At 68.5% G+C, this 18,599-nt stretch carries 17 protein-coding genes; 9 read left to right on the top strand and 8 right to left on the bottom strand.

Going from position 1 to position 18,599, the window contains the following annotated elements; translation table 11 throughout:
- The first annotated feature begins 7 nt into the window (after positions 1-7).
- Genes R2707_01875 through rfbD form a run of 3 tightly spaced genes read left to right on the top strand, consistent with a single transcriptional unit; the run spans position 8 to position 2,432 of the window.
- Positions 8-592 (top strand): dTDP-4-dehydrorhamnose 3,5-epimerase family protein, encoded by a 585-nt coding sequence (locus R2707_01875; protein MEZ5243817.1) that lies wholly within the window; start codon positions 8-10, stop codon positions 590-592.
- Positions 593-613: 21 nt separating this feature from the next.
- A complete protein-coding gene (gene rfbB / locus R2707_01880) occupies positions 614-1,582 on the top strand; it encodes a dTDP-glucose 4,6-dehydratase (GenBank protein ID MEZ5243818.1) in 969 nt (322 codons plus the stop codon).
- A gap of 13 nt (positions 1,583-1,595) precedes the next feature.
- Entirely contained in the window at positions 1,596-2,432 is an 837-nt protein-coding gene (gene rfbD, locus R2707_01885; protein ID MEZ5243819.1) for a dTDP-4-dehydrorhamnose reductase, read from the top strand.
- Here rfbD and R2707_01890 read toward each other — a convergent pair.
- Positions 2,425-3,309 (bottom strand): hypothetical protein, encoded by an 885-nt coding sequence (locus R2707_01890; protein ID MEZ5243820.1) that lies wholly within the window; start codon positions 3,307-3,309, stop codon positions 2,425-2,427. The two genes, rfbD and R2707_01890, sit on opposite strands and share 8 nt — an antisense overlap.
- Before the next feature lie 24 nt (positions 3,310-3,333).
- Here R2707_01890 and R2707_01895 point away from each other — a divergent pair, with 24 nt between their 5' ends.
- Positions 3,334-4,392: a hypothetical protein gene (locus R2707_01895; GenBank protein ID MEZ5243821.1), complete on the top strand. Its 1,059-nt coding sequence runs from the start codon at positions 3,334-3,336 to the stop codon at positions 4,390-4,392.
- Here R2707_01895 and R2707_01900 read toward each other — a convergent pair.
- Together R2707_01900 and R2707_01905 are read right to left on the bottom strand one after the other, a co-directional pair.
- Positions 4,375-6,276, bottom strand: coding sequence for an S-layer homology domain-containing protein (locus tag R2707_01900; GenBank protein ID MEZ5243822.1), 1,902 nt, complete (start codon positions 6,274-6,276; stop codon positions 4,375-4,377). The two genes, R2707_01895 and R2707_01900, sit on opposite strands and share 18 nt — an antisense overlap.
- A gap of 4 nt (positions 6,277-6,280) precedes the next feature.
- A complete protein-coding gene (locus R2707_01905) occupies positions 6,281-8,269 on the bottom strand; it encodes a SpoIID/LytB domain-containing protein (GenBank protein MEZ5243823.1) in 1,989 nt (662 codons plus the stop codon).
- Between the two features lie 142 nt (positions 8,270-8,411).
- Between R2707_01905 and R2707_01910 the strand changes: the two genes are divergently transcribed.
- Entirely contained in the window at positions 8,412-10,313 is a 1,902-nt protein-coding gene (locus R2707_01910; protein MEZ5243824.1) for a S8 family serine peptidase, read from the top strand.
- A gap of 8 nt (positions 10,314-10,321) precedes the next feature.
- On the opposite strand, the gene R2707_01915 is transcribed toward R2707_01910, so the two are convergent.
- Positions 10,322-11,053 carry a glycosyltransferase family 2 protein gene (locus R2707_01915; protein ID MEZ5243825.1) on the bottom strand — a complete coding sequence of 244 codons (732 nt, stop codon included), beginning with the start codon at positions 11,051-11,053 and terminating at the stop codon, positions 10,322-10,324.
- A 38-nt stretch (positions 11,054-11,091) separates the two neighbouring features.
- Between R2707_01915 and R2707_01920 the strand changes: the two genes are divergently transcribed.
- The 3 genes from R2707_01920 to R2707_01930 are packed head-to-tail and all read left to right on the top strand — an operon-like array spanning position 11,092 to position 14,565.
- Entirely contained in the window at positions 11,092-12,171 is a 1,080-nt protein-coding gene (locus tag R2707_01920) for a polysaccharide pyruvyl transferase family protein (protein ID MEZ5243826.1), read from the top strand.
- A gap of 34 nt (positions 12,172-12,205) precedes the next feature.
- On the top strand, positions 12,206-13,576 hold the full coding sequence (locus R2707_01925) for a sugar transferase (protein ID MEZ5243827.1): 1,371 nt from the start codon (positions 12,206-12,208) through the stop codon (positions 13,574-13,576).
- Complete coding sequence (locus tag R2707_01930; protein MEZ5243828.1) at positions 13,573-14,565, top strand: glycosyltransferase family 2 protein; 993 nt, start codon at positions 13,573-13,575, stop codon at positions 14,563-14,565. Before R2707_01925 ends, R2707_01930 begins: the two co-directional genes overlap by 4 nt.
- On the opposite strand, the gene R2707_01935 is transcribed toward R2707_01930, so the two are convergent.
- Both R2707_01935 and R2707_01940 read right to left on the bottom strand, forming a co-directional pair.
- Positions 14,549-15,313, bottom strand: coding sequence for an ABC transporter ATP-binding protein (locus R2707_01935; GenBank protein MEZ5243829.1), 765 nt, complete (start codon positions 15,311-15,313; stop codon positions 14,549-14,551). The two genes, R2707_01930 and R2707_01935, sit on opposite strands and share 17 nt — an antisense overlap.
- Positions 15,310-16,131 (bottom strand): ABC transporter permease, encoded by an 822-nt coding sequence (locus tag R2707_01940; GenBank protein MEZ5243830.1) that lies wholly within the window; start codon positions 16,129-16,131, stop codon positions 15,310-15,312. Before R2707_01940 ends, R2707_01935 begins: the two co-directional genes overlap by 4 nt.
- Positions 16,132-16,174: 43 nt before the next feature.
- Here R2707_01940 and R2707_01945 point away from each other — a divergent pair, with 43 nt between their 5' ends.
- Positions 16,175-17,419: an O-antigen ligase family protein gene (locus tag R2707_01945; GenBank protein MEZ5243831.1), complete on the top strand. Its 1,245-nt coding sequence runs from the start codon at positions 16,175-16,177 to the stop codon at positions 17,417-17,419.
- Here R2707_01945 and R2707_01950 read toward each other — a convergent pair.
- Together R2707_01950 and R2707_01955 are read right to left on the bottom strand one after the other, a co-directional pair.
- Positions 17,331-18,326 (bottom strand): glycosyltransferase, encoded by a 996-nt coding sequence (locus R2707_01950; protein ID MEZ5243832.1) that lies wholly within the window; start codon positions 18,324-18,326, stop codon positions 17,331-17,333. The two genes, R2707_01945 and R2707_01950, sit on opposite strands and share 89 nt — an antisense overlap.
- Positions 18,323-18,595, bottom strand: a complete 273-nt coding sequence (locus R2707_01955; GenBank protein ID MEZ5243833.1) for a hypothetical protein — start codon at positions 18,593-18,595, stop codon at positions 18,323-18,325. The genes R2707_01950 and R2707_01955 overlap by 4 nt, the downstream gene beginning before the upstream one ends.
- Positions 18,596-18,599: the final 4 nt, after the last annotated feature.

Consider the following 18,599-nt stretch of genomic DNA (forward strand, 5'->3'; position numbering starts at 1 on the left):
AGTATTCATGGCAACCGTGACGCCGAGTGACGTCATCGACGGCGTCTACATCGTCGAACCCGACATCCATCGTGATGAACGCGGGTACTTCATCGAGACGTACCGCCGCTCCTGGTTCCCGGGGCAACGCGAGATGATCCAGGGCAATCGAGGCGACCGCCAGGGCGGGGCGATCGTCGGTCTCCACTACCACCTGCACCAGAGCGACTACTGGTACTGCCCTTACGGCAAGGTCCGCGTGGTGTTGCACGACCTGCGCGAGGGCGGGCCGACCGACGGCGCCACGATCGTCTACGACCTCGGCGGTGACCCTCGATCCGACGACACAGGTGACACCCACATCCATCACGGCATCTACATCCCGCCGGGCGTCGCCCACGGGTTCGCCGCCCTCACGGACTGCACGCTGACCTATCTCGTCGACGGCTACTACAACCCCGCCGACGAACTCGGCGTGCTCTGGAACGACCCGGAGATCGGTGCCGACTGGGGCCTGGAGGATCCGATCCTCTCGGGTCGCGACCAGGCCAATCCGCTGCGGGCCGATCTTCCGGCCAACCGCCGCCCGTACCACTCGCTGCGCACGACCTGAGCGTCGGCAAGGAGCATCCCCATGAAACTCTTCGTCACCGGTGCGGCCGGGTTCATCGGCAGCAACTATGTCCGCCACGTGCTCGAGACCAGCGACGACGAGGTGGTCATCTACGACGCCCTGACCTACGCGGGCAACATGGCCTCGATCGAGGACGTGCTGGGCGCTCGGGTGTCGTTCGTCCACGGCGACATCTGTGATCGCGACGCCGTCGCTGCGGCGATGCAGGGCTGCGACCAGGTCGTGCACTTCGCGGCCGAGTCCCACGTCGACCGTTCGATCAGTGGACCCGACGCCTTCGTCCACACCAACTGCGACGGCACCAATGTGATGTGCGACGTCGCTCGTCAGCTCGAGGTCGACCGGTTCCTGCACGTGTCGACCGATGAGGTCTACGGCTCGGTCGAAGAGGGATCGTCGGTCGAGACCGACCCGCTGGAACCGCGGTCGCCCTACAGCGCGTCGAAGGCGGGATCGGATCTGATCGCGCTCAGCTACTTCACCACCTACGAGATGCCGGTCATCGTCACCCGGGCGTCGAACAACTACGGGCCCTACCAGTTCCCCGAGAAGGTCATCCCCCTCTTCACGACCAACCTGCTCGACGGGGGCACGGTGCCGCTCTACGGCGACGGGATGAACATTCGGGACTGGTTGTTCGTTGCCGACCACTGCTCGGGCGTCGACGTCGTACTGCGCAACGCCGAGCCCGGCCAGATCTACAACATCGGCGGCGGCAACGAGATCACCAATCGCGAGCTCACCGAACGACTGCTCGAGCTCTGCGGGCGCGACGAGTCGGCGATCGATCATGTCGAGGACCGACTCGGACACGACCGGCGCTACTCGATCGACTGCTCGAAGCTGAAGGCGATCGGTTGGGAGCCGGCCCAGGACTTCGCCGAGGGACTGGAGAAGACGGTTGCCTGGTATCGCGACAACCGGGCATGGTGGGAGCCGCTGAAAGCCAACACCCCGTCGGCTCGATGAGAGGGATGCGACGATGAAGATCCTGGTCACGGGGGCAAACGGTCAGCTCGGCACCGAGATCCAGCCGCTGCTGGAGCCACACGACGTCGTCGCGGTGGATCTTCCCGAGCTCGACATCACCGATCGGGCCCTCGTGCTCGGTGCGCTGCACGAGATCGGTCCCGACATCGTCATCAACTGTGCCGCCATCACCGCGGTCGACGACTGTGAGACCAAGGTCGACCTGGCCTATGCGGTCAACGCGCTCGCCGTACGTCATCTCGCCGAGGGTTGCCGACAGACCGGCGCCCACCTGGCGTCGGTGTCGACCGACTACGTGTTCGACGGGACGAAGACCGGCCCGTACCACGAATGGGATGATCCCTGCCCGGTGTCGGTCTACGGCCGATCGAAGCTCGCCGGCGAGATCGAGGCGGGCCCCGACGCAACGGTCGTGCGTACCGCCTGGGTGTGCGGCGAACACGGCCACAACATGGTGAAGACCATCCTGCGGTTGCTGGGAGAGCACGAGACGCTCACGTTCGTCGACGACCAGGTCGGTCACCCGACCTTCACCTCCGACCTGGCCCCGGTGTTGCGAGACCTCGCGTTGTCGAAGCGGCCCGGCCTGTTCCACGTCACCAACCAGGGTGCGGTGAGCTGGTTCGAGTTCGCCCGCGAAGTGGCCAAGGCCGCGGGCGCCGACCCGGCCCGGGTCAACCCCTGCTCCACCGAGGAGCTGGGGATGAACTATCCGGCCCCCCGTCCGGCCAACTCGGTCCTCGACAACATGGCGCTGCGCCTCTCGGGTCTTCCCGAGACGCGCGACTTCCGCGAGCCTCTCGGCGAGTTGGTGGCCCGCCTCACCTGACCGGTCGGGACGTCGCCGAGAGGATCAGGGCGGCGAGGGCGAGAAAGGCGAGCCAGACCACACGGTCGAGGCTGCCGAGCAGCACGCCGGTGTCGAACGGCAGACCGATGAGGGGCGACAACCCGGCGAGCAACGCCTCGCGCACGCCCAGACCGCCGGGGAAGAAGCCGATCGCGACGGTCAGCGCACCGGCGACCGAGAGCGCAACCGCCTGCGTCGGCTCGATCGAGACCCCGAGGGCGCTGACGGCCAGCCCGAGGCGCAGCGCGCTCACGCCGAGCCAGCCGGCCTCGACCGCGATGATGGTCGCCGCAAGGGTGGCCCGACCGGCCTCGGGAGCGTGCGAGCGGAACAGCATCGCGGCCGCGGCCGCGGCGCCGAGCCCTGCGAGCACGACGAGTCCGGCGAGCCATGGGCTGCCCTCGATCCCGATCGCGGCGCCGCCGACGAGTCCGGTGATCCCGAGCCAGGCGAGTCCGGGCACGGCCGATGCAGCGATGGCGTGCCCGTAGGTCGTGCCGTCCTCGGAGAGCGATCGGACGGTGACGAGGAGGGAGCCGGGCAGCGGGAGGAGGTTGGCGGCCGACGACACGACGGCGACATCGAGACTCCTCCGGGCCCCTGGATGCTGGCCGGCAACGCTCGCCGCGACCCGGAACTCGAGCGCCTTGAGCGCGAGGCTCGTCGGCGCGGCCACGACGAAGGCGACGACGATGGGCACCCACTCGATGTCGCCCGTTCGCAGCCCGCTCGACTGCCATGCCCACACCGAAGCGACGACCACGCCGCCTGCCGAGACCACCAGCAGGACCGTACGCAGGGTCGCCGGGAGCGGTTGCGCACGCTGGTCGAGGAGTCGGCGCAGCGCGGAGGGCATTCCGCGACGCTACCGTCGCCCGGGATGAAGGTGCTGATCGACGCGGTGCATCCCGCCGATGTGTGGACGCTGGGCGCGGTGGAGGACCGACTGGTCGCGAACGGCGAGGAGACCCTGTGGCTGTCGCGCCCCGGCAAGGACTCCGTCGTGGAGCTGATCGAGGCGCGGGGGCGTCCCCACGTGCGTGCGTCGACCGCAGGCACGTCGATGCTCGGTCTCGCCCGCGAGTTGCTCGTGCGTGATTGGCGGGCCCTTCGCACCGTGCGCCGGTTCCGGCCCGATGTGGTCCTGACCCGTTCGCCGGCCGGGGTGCACGCGGCACGGCTGACCCGAACGCCGGTCATGTACGACACCGACGACGGCCATGTCGCCGGCTTCCTCTACTACGTGGCGGGTCCGCTCGCGAACATCATCGCCAGCCCGACGGCGACCGAGAAGAGCTACGGCAAGCAGCACCGTCGCTACCAGGGCTACAAGGAACTCTTCTACCTCCACCCGTCGCGCTTCACCCCGGATCCGACGATCCGTGAAGAGCTGGGACTCGAGTCGGAGGAGCGGTTCCACGTGCTCCGGCTGACCGCGTTCACCGCAAGCCACGATGTCAGCGAGGCGGGGATGAGTCGAGGCCAGATCGACCGTGTCATCGAGATGATGTCGGCGACGGGCACGGTGTTGATCTCCTCGGAGGCGGAGCTGCCGGCGGACCTGGCCGACCGCCGGATTCGCTCGGCACATCATCGTTTCCATCACGTGCTCGCTGCGGCAGAACTCGTCGTGGGAGACAGCCAGACGGTGTGCTCGGAGGCCGGCGTGATCGGCACTCCGTCGTTGCGGTTCAACACCTGGGCCGGCCGCCACCCCTATCAGGTGGAGTTGGAGGAGCGTTGGGGACTGACGCGGGCCTTCCTCCTCACCGACGAGGCCGCCTTCTTCGCCGAGCTCGATCGGATGCTGCGCGATCCCGAGACCGTTCAGCAGCGTCACGACGAGGGGCGACAGCGCATGCTCGAGTGGTGCGGCGATCCGGTCGACGATCTGACCGCGTGGACCTACGAACTGGCGGGTCTAGAACTCGACCGATGACGGCGGATCGACGAGCGACCATGCTGCGGGGGTCGTCGCGAGTCGATAGAGGAACGTCGCCATCTCGCCGCGGCGGATCCGATCGAGCGGCGCGAAGCGCGTCGGCAACACGCCGGTGGTGATGCCGAGTTCGGCCATCCAGGTCACCGCGACCTCGTAGAACGCACCCGCCGGCACGTCGACGAACTTCGAGGGGGCGGTGGGGGCCGGTTCGCCGCACATACGCCACAGAAAGGTCGCCATCTGGCCGCGGGTGACGAACGCCGCGGGCTCGAACGTCGTGGGGGAGGTTCCGGTCGTGACACCCGCTTCGTAGAGCCAGTTCACCGCGTCTTCGTAGAAGGAGTCGGCGACGACGTCGTCGAACGGCGCGGGGCGGGAGAAGGCGGGCAGATCCATGAAGCGATGCAGGAACGTCGCCATCTGGCCCCGGGTCACGTGGTCCATCGGCTCGAAGAGTCCCGGCTGCGTGCCAGTGGTCAGGCCTCGCTTGCGAAGGAAGTAGACGCCGGGAGCGAAGAAGCGGGTCGGTTCGACGTCGATGAAGGTCGCGAACAGCGAGAGATCCATCAGATCGGCGGTGCGCCCGTCGCCGGCGGTCACCCGCACCACGATCGACGTGGTGTCGAGATCGATCGGCACCGTGTGGTCGAAGCCGTGGGCGGCGCCGGCGTCGGGATAGTCGGTGTCGAGTCCGTCGACCTCGAGATCGGCGCGAACGACGAGCGGCGTGCCCCCGTCGACGATGATCTCGATGTCCTGGGGTGCGGCCTGGTCGAAGCGGTCGATTGCCCAGCCGCGGCAGTGAACGTCGTCGAGTGTGTAGGTGGGGGTCATGTGGCCGAAGACGGGCACGAGTTCGGCGGCCGCGATCCGCACTTCGTCGATCCGCCCGTAGAGCGAGCTGCCCGGGCACGACGTCTGTTGGTTGTCACGGTGCCCGCTGACGTTGCGGACGTCGACGAACTCGCCGGGCTCCGCGAAGTCGCCGCCCGTCGATCGCACGAGCGTGTGGCCGAGCGGATCGACACCGTGGAGGCTGAGCTTCCAACCGATCAGCAGCCCGAGCGAGTCGATCACGGCATCGGGGACGGTTTCCTCGCTGAAGGTGCCGAGCACGGCCACTCCCACGCTCTCCGCGTTCAGGCCGGTGGTGTGGCCCGACGAGATGGGTTCGTAGAGGTCGGCTTCGCGGGCCTGCCAGATCCGTCCGAACCGGTCGACGACGAAGTTGTAGCCGATGTCGTCCCAGCCACGCGTCTGCATGTGGTAGCGCTGGATCCCGTTGAGCATGCTCGGCACGGCGGACTCGGCATAACCGTTGGGGTTGACGGTGTGATGGACGATGGCATGTCGGAGGCCGACGTCGGCCCGGCAGCCGAGGCCGAACACCGATGACGGAATCGCACAGTCGATCGTGTCGCGGCGGCCGACGTCGGTCCAGTTGCTGCGCTCGAGGATCTCGAGTCCGGGGATGGGCTCGACGACGGCGAGATCGGCGAGTCGGAGCGGTCGGTCCGGCGCCGCGATCTCGTGGACACGAAGGTCGTTCGCTCCCACGTTGGTGATCCAGAAGGCCTCCGCGCCGGGAACGATCACCGCCGGTCCGTGCAACCGGCCGGTGGGGTCGTCGGGGCCGTGGCCGTGGTCGGATTCGACATCGATGAGGTCGCCCCAGACGCCGCGCACGAGCGGGCGAACCGTCACGCCCGGGTGGTCGGTTCCCGTCCAGCTCAGTGAGAACCCGGTGAGGCCCTCGGTCTCGAGCACCATCCCCGCCCCCACAGGCGTGCCGGTCGCTGCGGCGGAACGAACGAAGGCCGGTAGGAGACCGATCGCCGGAACGGCGGCGGCGGCCTGGAGGATCCGTCGGCGCGGGATCACCTGGTCACCGCATCGCCAACGGGAGCTCGACGCCGTCGGCAAATGCGTCGGGGGCTGCGGCGAGGCGCCAGAGGAACGTGGCGATCTGGGCACGGGTGAGGAGCGCATCGGGGGAGAAGGTCGTCGGCGTCGTGCCGGTCGTGATGCCCCACTCCACCATCCAACGGACCGCGTCGGTGTAGTACCTGCCGCTCGGCACGTCGGTGAACGACAGCGACGCCGACGACTCCGGGCTGCCGGCGAAGCGCCAGAGGAAGGCGGCCGCCTGGCCCCGGGTGACCGTACCCTCGGGGGAGAAGCGGCCCGGCGAGGTCCCGGTGGTGATGCCGGTCTCCTTCATCCACGCGACGGCGTCCTCGTAGAAGCTGCCGGTCACGAGATCACCGAAGCCGTGGGGTTCGGTCGGCGCCGGCTCGCCGGCAAAGCGCCAGATGAACGTCGCCAGCTGCGCACGCGTGTTGCTGACGCCGGCGCCGAAGTTCGTCGGTGAGAGACCTGTGGTGATGCCCTCGGTGGTCATCCACTGGACGGGCTCGTAGAAGAAGTCACCGAAGCGGACGTCGGCGAACGGCATGATGTCGCGCAGTTGGAAGTTCGACGAGCGGAGCGGATCGCACCCCGGGGTGGCTTGGCAGCCGACCTTGAGCGCATTGTAGAAGCGTTCGCCGTAGGGGTCGTCGCCGCTGCCGTCGCCGTCTCGATCGACAACGACCGTCTTTTCGGTTCCCACGATCGTCACCGTTGCGAAGTTGACCCGCCCGGAGGCGGGTACGTCGTCGATCCGGATGTTGCGGACCGTGCCGACCTGGAGCTGGTCGCCGACCGAGGGATAGGAGAGGTGGTACTCGTTGAGCCAGCGACTCACGTCGCTGACGGAGTAGACGACCTCGCGGGGGGCGTAGGGGTTCGCATCGTTGCCGTCGAAGGAATCGGGGCGGGCCACGAGATACGGACGCGTCGTCCCGCTCGCCCACACATCGGGCGGTTCGGCCGTCGCCCCTCCGTTGGAGGCCGAATAGAACGTCTCGGCGATCGCCCCGCCGTGGACGACGACCTCGCCCGCAGTGCCGGTCACGCCGTTGCACCAGTTGCCACAGCCGTCGAGTTCGACGCCGTAGCCGACGTAGTACTGGTCGTTGGTGCTGTTCTCGACGTCCCACGCCGTCCCGTTGCCGGCCCGGCGGATGATCGCCGACGCGGCATAGCTACGGGCAGCGACGGCCTGCGCCTTCTGGGCCTCGACCGGCCACGACGTGGGGATCTCTGCGATGCCGCGGAGGTACTGCTCCAGATCGACACCGGCGTGGATGACGCAGAACGTGGTACCGGTTCCGCAGCCACCGCCGAGCGTCGACGGACGCAGGACGATCTTGCCGCCGGCATACGCGCCCGCCACGGTCCCACCGCGGGGCATGCCGACGTTGGTGCCGCCCTCGGACTGCTCGACGACGGCGTGGGTACCGCCGATCACGCGGAACGAGAGCACGCCGCTGCAGGACGCGTTGCAGAGTTCGATCAGCACCGGGTCGCCGTTCCCGTCGAGGATGACCTCGCCGTTCTCGTCGCGGTCGCGAACCGTCGCGCTCCACACCCCACCGGTCTGGGTGGCGGTGACCGGCTCGGTCGCCGTTGCGGAGAACCCGCCGTCGGCCGTGATCTCGACCTTCCAGCCTGGCTGGGGCGCCCCGCCGGTCCACGGTCGGGAGATCGCCACCATGCTCCGCTTCTCGAGCAGCACGTCGACGTCGTCGACGCCGAAGCCGCCCGCGGTACCGATGGCGGTGTTCGGATAATAGAAGTCGAGGATCTCGTCGTAGGTGTGTCCGGCCTGGGCCCGGCCCAGCGCCCCGTATTGGGACATGCCGATGCCGTGACCGAAACCACCACCGTAGAACGTGATGGTCGGCTCGTCCGCGGCCGCGGGCGAAGTGCCGAACGCGACCATGGTGACGAGCACCGCGAGAAAGAGGCGACGGAGCTGAAGAGTGATCATCGATAGACCCATCGGCGGACCGCCCGCTCGAGGACAGTGCAAACCTAGAAGAATCTCGGCTGCTGTGTCGGTCACCGCGCGGTTTTGCCCTCCCGGCGCGAAGTAGCGTCAGATCGGGCCCGCCGATGCCGAAGGGAACTGTGTGCGTCTCCCGCTCCCGCTGATCGTCGTCGCCGCCCTCCTGGGCCCACTGTCCGGTGTGGGGGGCGCGCAGGAGGGTGTGGTCGATGCGGGGCCCGCCGCCGAACCGGTCGTCGTCGAGGAGCGCGTCCCGATGCTCGTCGAACTGGTCGACATGGGGGTGCCCGGCGACGCCCCGGCGATCGCCGCGCTGCTCGATCTGGCACACGAAGGGATCCAGTCGACCGGCGTCGTGGGTGAGCTGGACCTGATGGCGGCCGATGTGAGTCCCGAGGGGCTCGCCGCGTTGCAGTCGTCGAGTGCGGTCGAAGCGGTGCGACCCGCCCGCCAGGACCTTCAGCTGCTGCTCGACGAGAGTGCGGCGACCATCGGCGCGGCCGAACTGCATGCCAGGGGACTGACCGGCGAAGGGAGGGTCGTGGCGGTGATCGACAGTGGGGTCGATGTCGATCACCCGGCGCTCGTCGGGTCGGTCGTCGCCCAGGGCTGCTTTCTCGACGGGGTGCCCACGTTCTCGAACCAGCCTGCGGTCAGCGTGACGGAACTGTGCGAGAACGGGACTCGCAACGACACCTCGGCCGAGCCCTGCGTCACCATCCCGCAGAGCTGCACCCACGGGACGGCGGTGGCCGGGGTCGTCACGGGCGACGACGAGACCTACACCGGCATCGCCCCGGACGCCGGGATCATCGCGCTGCGGGTCGGCGCCGTCGTCGAGGGGCTGGCCGACGAGGGTGACCCGGAGTTCCCCTATCGCACCTACATCCCCGAGGCCGGTGTCCTGGCTGCCCTCGAAGCCGTCTACTCGCTGCGCGACACCTACGACATCGCGGCCGTGAACCTGAGCCTCGGAGGTCCGCCCGGCGACTGCGTGAGTGCTGCATGGGAGGACATCGTCGATCGGCTGGCCGGCGCCGGGATCGCAGTGGTCGCGGCGAGCGGCAACCAGGGGTGGGCCGGTTCGCTCACCTTCCCGGCCTGTCTGGCCGGCGTGGTGTCGGTCGGTGCATCGACGAGCGACGGCGAGGTCGCCCCGTTCTCGAACACCGGTCCCGACCTCGACCTCCTCGCGCCGGGGAGCCCGATCACCACGACTGCCCTCACCAGCCATGACCCGTCGGGCTTCGCGACCCAGCAGGGAACGTCGTTCTCGTCGCCCCACGTCGCTGCGGCATTCGCGCTGGTCGACTCGAGCCTGCCGAGCGGGTGGTCCGTCGAGCGGGTCCGCAACCTCCTGCGAGTGTCGGGTTCGATGATCGAACGGCCCACGCCCAGCCCGTTCGATCGCGACCCTCGCTATCCCGAGCTCCGTCTGGCGTCGCTCGTCGACTTCGAACCGTTCGGCGACGCCGATGAGGGGTACTGGGTCGAGGCTGCCGACTGGGCGAAGGCGACCGGCGTGTCGACGGGCATCGGCGGCAACCGATTCGACCCGGACGGCGCGCTGACCCGGGCACAGGCAGTGACCTTCCTCTGGCGTTTCATGGGTGCGCCGGACGCGGGCACGGCCTCGGGGTTCGCCGACGTCGCGGCGGACCAGTGGTACGCCGCCGCGGTGACATGGGCCGCGGCGACGGGCGTCACGACCGGCACGGCTCCCGGCGTGTTCTCGCCCGATGCACCGGTCAGCCGTGGCCAGCTCGCGACCTTCATGTGGCGCACGGCCGGTCAACCGCCGCCGTCGATCGGGTCGGGATTCCGCGATGTCGCCGCCGGCGCGTTCTACGACACTGCGGTCGACTGGATGGCCGAGCACGGTCTGACGACCGGCACGACGGCGTCCACGTTCTCACCCGACGACGAGGTCACACGGGCCCAGATGGTGACCTTCGAATTCCGCCTCGCCGATGCCGGCGACGCGTGGATCGGTGCCGTGGCGCCGCCCGAACTCGCACTCTTCTGAACGATCGCTCAGCCCCGGAGGTGGCTGGGCCGATTCCGTCGGGTCTCCAACCCGTACTTCACGATGCAACGGACGGCGGCGACGCCGTCGCGCCAGTTGATCTTCTTGCCCTCGGCATAGGTACGACCCGAATAGGAGATTCCCACCTCCCACACCCGCCAACCGCCGGCGGCCACCTTGGCGGTCATCTCGGGCTCGATCCCGAAGCGGTCCTCCTTCAGATCGAGCGAGGTCACGACCTCGGTGCGGAAGGCCTTGAAGCAGGTCTCCATGTCGGTGAGGTTGAGGTCGGTGAACATGTTGGACAGCAGCGTGAGTGCCCGGTTGCCGACGGAGTGCCAGAAGTACAGCACGCGGCGGGGGCGACCCGATTGGAATCTGCTGCCGTAGACGACATCGGCCACGTCGTTGAGCAATGGCTCGAGCACGAGGTCGTAGTCGACCGGGTCGTATTCGAGGTCGGCATCCTGGACGATGACGAACTCACTGCGGGCTTCCTGGAATCCCCGACGGATCGCCGCCCCCTTGCCCTGGTTCTCGGGCTGGAGGAGCACTCGTACACGCTCGTCGTCGAACGACGCCAGGAGGTCTCGGGTGCCGTCGGTGGATCCGTCGTCGACGATCAGCAACTCGGCCGTATGGGGGCTTGCCAGGACCCGCTTCACGATTTCGCCGATGGTTGCCGACTCGTTGTAGCACGGCATCACGACCGAGAGTCGGGGTTGGGTGGTGCTCGCCATGGTCCGAGAACGTTACCAGGAGGGGTAGCGTCCGCGGAGTGCCCGGCACGCTTTCACCCGACAATGACCGACCCCGGATTCTCGTCTCCGGCTGGGCCGGCGCGGGCAATGTCGGCGACGAGCTGCTCACCCGTGCCGTCGTCACCCGTCTCCGAGGTCTCGGGGCCGATCCGGTGGTGGCATCGCAGGATCCCGAGGCGACCGCAGTGCTCCACGGGGTCGAGGCGGTGGCGTGGGGGCCACGCGGTCGACGGGTCCTCGACCGTCTCGACGGCGTGTGTCTCGGTCCCGGTGGAATCCTGCAGGATTCGTCGAGTCTGTGGAGCCTTCCTGCCCACCTCTCGGTGGTGCTGCTCGCGGTTCGACGCGGGCTCCCCGTGGCTGCGATCGGCATCGGGGCCGAGCCGCTTCGGCGTCGCTCCTCGGCGTGGCTGTTGCGTCGGGCCCTGGGCTCGGCGGAGATCATCGCCCGCGACGAGGCCTCGTCGGCCGCGCTGGCGATGGTGGGGCTCACCGCCCGCACGGGGGCCGATGTCGTGTTCGGTCTCGATCTGCCGACCCCGTCGCCGACCGGTGAGATCGTCGTGAGCATGGGCGGCGCCGTCCGTCCCGGCCTCGTCAAACCGGCGGCTCGGCGGATCGAGCCTCCGCCCCTGACCGAGATCGCTGCGGCGATCGATTCGTTGGCGGCGCGGCTCGACGCCCCGGTTGTGCTCACCCGGTTCCGCGGGGGCAGGGATGCCGACGCCGCCGCTGATCTGCGTGCACTCCTGCGTTGTCGCGCAAACCTCGTTCCGCCCGACGTCGACGAGCATGTGCGGCGCGTGTGCGGTGCCCGTCTCGTGGTCAGCTCCCGCTACCACCCGGTGGTCCTCGCGGCGCGTGCGGGTGTTCCCGCCGTGGTGATCTCGACACAGGCCAAGGTGCGTTCACTCGTCGCCCAGATCGACCGATCGTGGGTGCACCTCGTCGATTCGTGGGCGGCGGTCGGCGACCTGGAACCGCCGTCACCTCCGGACGAGGGCGTGGTCGTCGCGGGGCTCCACGAGGCCCACGAGGCGCTCGCGGCGCTGGTGGCCCACGCGTCTGCCGCTCGCGCCGAACGGTCCCTCGGTTAGCATCCAGCAAGCCTGTCCGAGGGCCGAGACGTCGATGCAGACACAACGAACCCCTACACAGACGCTGCCGCACACCGGCGAGGCGCCCGTGATCCGCCGGTTGCGGCGCCACGGCTTCCGCTACCTCCACGTCGTCGACGCGCTCACCCTCTTCGGCTTGATGATCGCGATCACGATCGCCCGCTTCGGACTGGACTGGCCCACCTACGCACGCTCCTACTATCTGGTGGGTTTCGCGGTGGCCACGGCCATCCACATGACCATCTACTACTTCGGCGGGATGTACGAATACGAGCAGCGCCTCGGGCTGCCGCCCTGGTTGCCGAAGGTCTCGCTGCTGACGTCGACCGCCGTGCTCGCCAGCGCAGCCGTCGGTCTCGCCGCCGAGCGTTACCTCATGCCCCGCGGCAACCTGGTAGCGCTGCTCGGTCTCGCGACCGTTGCGGTGACGCTGAACCGTTGGGTTGCCCGCCGGCTCCGCTCACGACGTTTCGGCACGTCGCGCATTCTCCTCGTCGGCAACCCCGACGACATCGAGCTGGCCCGAGCGCACCTCGCCGACTCGGGCGGTGATGCGCAGGTCGTCGGCCAGACCGCGGTGGCCGAGGGGCTGCTCGAACAGGTGACACGAGTCGGCGCCACCGATGTCCTGCTGCTCAGCGGCGACTCGCTCGATCTCGTGTATCCCCACCCACTCGAGGCACTGGCCAATCGCAAGGTCGGCGTGTTCTACCGGATCTCGCCCTCCGACACGCTGCTCGGCCTCCAGCGCAGTCGTCAGATCGCCGGCATGCCGTTCGTGGCGCTCCGCGCCCACGCAGTGCCGGGTTATCGACTCCGCCTCAAGCGCCTGCTCGAACTCGTCGTCCTGGTGCTGCTGTCGCCGGTGCTGGTGGTGCTCGTTCCCGCGGTGGCGCTCTATGTTCGCCTCCGGGTCGGCCGGGGGATCCTCTTCCGGCAGGAACGGGTCGGCCGCGACGCCGAGCGGTTCATGATGGTGAAGTTCCGGTCGATGCGCCTCGATGCGGAGGAGACGAGTGGGGCAGTGCTCGCCGACGCCGACGATCCTCGCGTGGTGCCCGGAATGCGGTGGCTGCGCGAAAGTCGTCTCGACGAACTCCCCCAGCTCTGGAACGTGCTCAAGGGGGAGATGTCGATCGTGGGCCCGCGTCCCGAGCGACCGGAGTTCGTGGCCGCCCTGGAGGAACTGATCCCCGGCTACGGGCGCCGCCACGACCTTCCCCCCGGTATCACCGGATTGGCCCAGATCCGTGGCCATTATCAGACCGACCCCGGCTACAAGCTCGGTCATGACCTCCAGTACGTCGTGAACTGGTCGCCGGTGCTCGATCTCCAGATCATGGCGGAGACGATCCTCGTGATGCTCCGCCGGTCCGCCCGATGAGCGGCGACCTCAACGATGATGTGCTGCCTGCGGTCGACGTCATCGTCCCTGCGCTCGATGCGGCGGCGACACTCGATGCCTGCCTCGACGCGGTGCTCGACCAGGACTACGGCGGGCCGATCGCGGTGACCGTCGCGGTGGGGCCGGGCCGCGACGCCACCTGGGAGATCGCCGAGGCGCGCGCGGCTGCGGATCCGCGCGTCGTGGTCGTCGCCAACCCGACGGGGAGGACGCCGGTGGGACTCAACCTCGCCGCAGCGAAGGGATCGGCGCCGATCGTGGCGCGCGTCGACGCCCAGAGCATCCTCCCGCCCCGCTATCTCAAGCGGGCGGTCGAGACCCTCCGGCGCACAGGAGCCGCCAATGTCGGCGGGGTGCAACATCCCGTGGGCGACAACGGCCTGCAGCGGGTCATCGCCGTCGGCATGTGTTCGCCCTTCGGCGCAGGCCCCGCCCGGTTCCGACGCGATGGCTACGAAGGGCCGACCGACACCGTCTACCTCGGGGTGTTCCGTCGAGACGCGCTCGAGGCCGTCGGACTGTTCGACGAGACGCTCGACCGCAATCAGGACTACGAGCTCAACTGGCGCCTGCGCGACGCCGGACACCAGGTGTGGCTCGATCCGACGCTCGTTGTCAGCTATCGGCCCCGCGCCACCTTCGGACGTCTGGCCTCCCAGTACTACCAGTACGGCGCGTGGAAGCGCCACGTGCTGTGGCGCAACCCCCGTTCGCTCCAACCCCGCCAGACGGTGGCACCATTGCTCGTGATCGGCCTCATCGTGTCGGCCGTCGAACTGCTGCGGGGACGGGCTCGGGGATTCCTTCTCCCCGGCGCCTACACCGGGGCCGCGCTGGTGGTGGCCCGCGATTCCCGCGGCTCGTTGCCCCGCAAGTCCGACCGCTACCTGCTGATGGCGGTGTTCGCGACCATGCACGTCGCGTGGGGGGTCGGATTCCTCTTCGGTCGCGTCAATCGTGGGTCGTGAGTCTGTTGTCGCCCTTGTTGACGTGATCGAGGTATGCCTCGATGACCTCGTCGGGTTCGCCGACCATCATCAGCCGCCCGTGGTCGAGCCAGCCGAGCGTGTCGCACAGATCGGCCATCAGCTGGGTGTTGTGTGACACCAGCACGATGGTGGTGCCGCCGGCCCGCAGCTTGTTCATGTGGGCCATGCAACGGCGCTGGAACTCTTCGTCGCCGACCGCGATGACCTCGTCGACGAGGAGCAGTTCGGGATCGACATTGACGGCGACGGCGAAGCCGAGGCGGACGTACATGCCGCTCGAGTAGATCTTCACGGGCTCGTCGATGAACTCGCCGATACCGCTGAACTCGATGATCTCGTCCATCGACGCCGCCATCTGCTTGCGGCTGAGACCGAGCATGGCACCGTTGAGGTAGACGTTCTCGCGGCCCGTGAGATCGGGGTGGAAGCCCGACCCGAGCTCCAGCAGGGCCGACAGACGCCCTTCCGACTCGATCGTCCCGGTGGTCGGACGATGGATGCCGGCCATCAATCGCAGCAGGGTGGACTTGCCGCTGCCGTTGTGGCCGATCAGACCGAAGAACGATCCGGGGGGAATGTCGAGGTCGATGTCTCGAAGTACCCAGAAGTCGTCGGCGTCGGAGGTCTTGCCGATCCGGAGCACCGCCTCCTTGATCGAGCTCGGGCGGTTCCGCTCGAGGCGGAACTTCTTCGACACTCCGTGCACCTGAATCGAGCCGACGGTCATGGTTCCTCGCTGATGGCCATGCTCTGATCGCGGAAGTACACCCAGCCGATCGAGAAGGTGACGACGCCCCACGCCGTGGCGGCGAGGAGCCGGTTCCACTGGGGAACCTCCAGGAAATACATGGCGTCGCGGGCGATCTCGACGAACAGCGACGGTGGGTTCCACACGATCAGCGTCCGGACCAGGTCGGGCACCTCGTCGCGGTTCAGGAGGTCCTCGGTGAACACGATCGGGACGGTGAAGAAGGCGACGTTGAGGAGGATGCCGACCAGGTACTGCACATCTCGGTAACGGGCGTTGAAGACGGAGACGATGAAGCCGATGCCGAGCCCGAACAGGAGGGCCAGCGCCAGCGCCATGGGCAGGAACACGGCGGTCCACGAGAGGTTCGCCATCACGGCCATGATGGCGAGGAGCACGACTGCCTCGAGCAGGGTCTGGACGGTGTTCGCGGCGGCGCCACCGAGCAGGGCGGTCTCGGTGGGGAAGTAGATCTTCTTGCGGAGATCGCTCACCCCGATCAGCCAGCCCATGGAGCCGTTGACGACCCCGGTGAACAGGCTCCAGACGATCAATCCCGTGAAGAGATAGAGCCCGAAGTTCTCGGCATTGCCGTTGTCGGTGAGCGGGGCCTCGGCGCCGTAGACCACGCCGAACACGAAGCCGTAGACCAGCACCGTGGTGAGGGGGTTCATGAACGACCAGAACCATCCGAGCAGGCTGCGCTTGTAGCGGGCCTTCGATTCGCGCTCGGCGAAGTGGTAGATCAGCGACACGCTCTTGCGCATCGACGGAGTGAGCGTGAGGGACATGGCCATGACCGGTCGGATCCTACCGATTCGGCGTCGGTACGATGGAACGATGCATCTCAGCCCGGCCCGCACCCTGCTCGTGGCCTGTGGTGTGCTCATCCTCACGAACGGCCCGGTTTTCCTCGTGGCGAACCGCATGCTGGAACAGCCGCGGAGTTGGGAGGAGCCCTTCACGAGGGCGGTGTTCATGTCCGTGGCGATCGTCGCGGTCGGCGCCGTGGTGCTCGATCGGTTCCGGGTCGACGGTGCGCGGCTCGTGGTTCCGAACCCCGTCGCCGCGGTGGCGATCGTCTGGTTCCTCGTGTGGATGGTGGCATCGAGCGCGTGGAGCCTCACGCCGGAACTGACGCGGGGGCGGTCGCTCGTCTATGTCGGTCTCGCGGCGTTCGCCTGGATCATCGCCGACCTCGAGTTCGCGGCCTTCCGGCGCGCGCTGGCGCTCGCGGCGGGAGTGGCCGTCGGCGCGAGCCTCGCGGCCGTCGTGTTCTCCGACTCGATCGGGATGGATGTCAACGACGACTGGCGTGGGATCTACACGAACCGGAATTCCCTGGCCCCGGTCGCCGCCATTGCGGTGATCGTCGGCGTCGGCATCGTGTTCGAGTCCCGCGGGGCGCGGCGCGTGGCGGCCGGCGCGCTGGTCCTGCTCGCGGCGGTCGTGCTGGCCGGCAGTGGGAGCCGAACGGCATGGCTCGCCCTGCTCATCGCCATGGGGGCGGCGTTCGTGGTGGTCGGTGCCCGCGTCGGCGGTGCGCGTTTCGGAGCGCGGGTGCGCAGCGGCATCCTCGCCGGAGGTGTCGTCGGGGCGGTCATCGCCCTGGCCGTTCTGTCCCGGCTCTGGGGCGACTCGACCTTCGCCCAGCGCCGCACGATCTGGAGCCTGGTCCGCGATCGCATTGCCGAGCGCCCGTTGCAGGGCTTCGGCTGGTTCAATGTCTGGAGCGACGCCGACTTCGTCTCCGAGCACTACCTGCTGACGCGGGGGAGCGCCCACGGGAGCTTCTTCGAAGTGTGGCTCGGGCTGGGCCTGGTGGGGCTGATCCCGTTCGTCGTGATCGTCGGTCTGGCGCTCCACGGCACCATCACCGACGCGTGGCGGCGACCGTCGGTCGAGACATGGACGTGGCTGGCGCTGGTGTCGTTCCTCGTGATGGAGAACCTCACCGAGAGCTTCGTGCTGTGGTTCTCCTACAACCTTGTCCTGCTCATGGCCGCCGCGCTGCGCGTCGGTTGCGCACGGCGCTCGAGGCCCGAGCCGCGAACGCCCGCGCCCAGTGAACCGGCGACCGTGTGAGTTGATCGAGCGCGGCCTGCGCTGCGGTCAGATCAGCCTCGTGGCGGCTGCGGTCACCGGTCACGAAGTGGGTGCCGGCCAGCCGGCGGGCATCACCGGCCGGCAACAACACCGGGGTCGCCGACAGGCGGTCGATCACCATCGCGTGGGCCTTCTCCCAGGTCGCGACCGATTCGGCGCTGTCGGCGTTGCCGGCATCGAGGCGGCGGTACAGCGACGTCGCCCTCGGGATCGAGACCACCCCGACCGCCATGGCCGCCCGCATCAGGAAGTCCCAGTCCTCGTAGACCGGAAGGTCGTCGCAGAAGCGGAGACGGAGGGGGTCGATCACCCCTCGTGGGTAGGCGAGGGCGCAGATCGGGGTGAGGTTGAGGCTCATGTGGGCCAACAGGTCGAAACGGTCGGGAAACGGTCGTTCGACATCGCCGACGGGGCTGACGGGTTCTGTGCCTCCCGCCGTCGTCCAGTCCTGGCTCTCGGTGACGGCCCGGAGGATGACACCGGGCTCGGCGACCGCGGCGTCGGCGAATGCCTGCAACCAATCGTCGTAGGCGAGGTCGTCATCGTCGAGGAAGCAGAAATGGGAGCCGTTGACGTGTTCGAGCCCGACATTGAGCGGATGGGCGCGGCCACCGCCGCTGACGGTCACGATGCTGAGACGATCGCTCAGCCGCTCGGCCACGGACGCTCGCACGGCATCGGCGACGTCGGGTGGACCGTGCACCACCACGACCACGTCGAAGTCACGAAAGGTTTGCGCCGCGAGCGAGTCGAGCGCCTCGGCGAGAGAAACGGGGCGGGTCCCCATGGTTCGTACGACGACCGTGAAGGAGACGGACGGCTCCGCGGACGGAAGGACCTCGGCCTGGCCGTAGGCACGCAGCAGATCGTCGAGGGGGGCGCTCACGACGCCCCCGGAAGGCGTCGGCGAGCAGCCCGCGCCAGCCGCACCAGCGGGTTACGCCCGAGTTCCTCGTGCAGCGCGGCGTTGGCGAGGTCGAGCTCGTGCTCACGGCGCTCGAGCTCGGCGATCCGATCACGAAGGACCTCGGTACGGCCGTTGGACGCGAGGAGGCTCTCGCGGAGGCGGAGGATCTCGGTACGTAGGACGATCGGATCGTCGCTGCCGATCGGATCGGGCTCGTCGGCCACCGGCAGGTCGTCGAATACGGACACGTCG

Source organism: Acidimicrobiales bacterium, assembly GCA_041394245.1.
Lineage (GTDB): Bacteria > Actinomycetota > Acidimicrobiia > Acidimicrobiales > Aldehydirespiratoraceae > JAJRXC01.

Bases quoted from the DNA above. Each gene is read 5' to 3' on its own strand.
- R2707_01875 (MEZ5243817.1), top strand. From the start codon at position 8: ATGGCAACCGTGACGCCGAGTGACGTCATCGACGGCGTCTACATCGTC.
- rfbB (MEZ5243818.1), top strand. From the start codon at position 614: ATGAAACTCTTCGTCACCGGTGCGGCCGGGTTCATCGGCAGCAACTAT.
- rfbD (MEZ5243819.1), top strand. From the start codon at position 1,596: ATGAAGATCCTGGTCACGGGGGCAAACGGTCAGCTCGGCACCGAGATC.
- R2707_01890 (MEZ5243820.1), bottom strand. From the start codon at position 3,309: ATGCCCTCCGCGCTGCGCCGACTCCTCGACCAGCGTGCGCAACCGCTC.
- R2707_01895 (MEZ5243821.1), top strand. From the start codon at position 3,334: ATGAAGGTGCTGATCGACGCGGTGCATCCCGCCGATGTGTGGACGCTG.
- R2707_01905 (MEZ5243823.1), bottom strand. From the start codon at position 8,269: ATGATCACTCTTCAGCTCCGTCGCCTCTTTCTCGCGGTGCTCGTCACC.
- R2707_01915 (MEZ5243825.1), bottom strand. From the start codon at position 11,053: ATGGCGAGCACCACCCAACCCCGACTCTCGGTCGTGATGCCGTGCTAC.
- R2707_01925 (MEZ5243827.1), top strand. From the start codon at position 12,206: ATGCAGACACAACGAACCCCTACACAGACGCTGCCGCACACCGGCGAG.
- R2707_01930 (MEZ5243828.1), top strand. From the start codon at position 13,573: ATGAGCGGCGACCTCAACGATGATGTGCTGCCTGCGGTCGACGTCATC.
- R2707_01935 (MEZ5243829.1), bottom strand. From the start codon at position 15,313: ATGACCGTCGGCTCGATTCAGGTGCACGGAGTGTCGAAGAAGTTCCGC.
- R2707_01940 (MEZ5243830.1), bottom strand. From the start codon at position 16,131: ATGGCCATGTCCCTCACGCTCACTCCGTCGATGCGCAAGAGCGTGTCG.
- R2707_01945 (MEZ5243831.1), top strand. From the start codon at position 16,175: ATGCATCTCAGCCCGGCCCGCACCCTGCTCGTGGCCTGTGGTGTGCTC.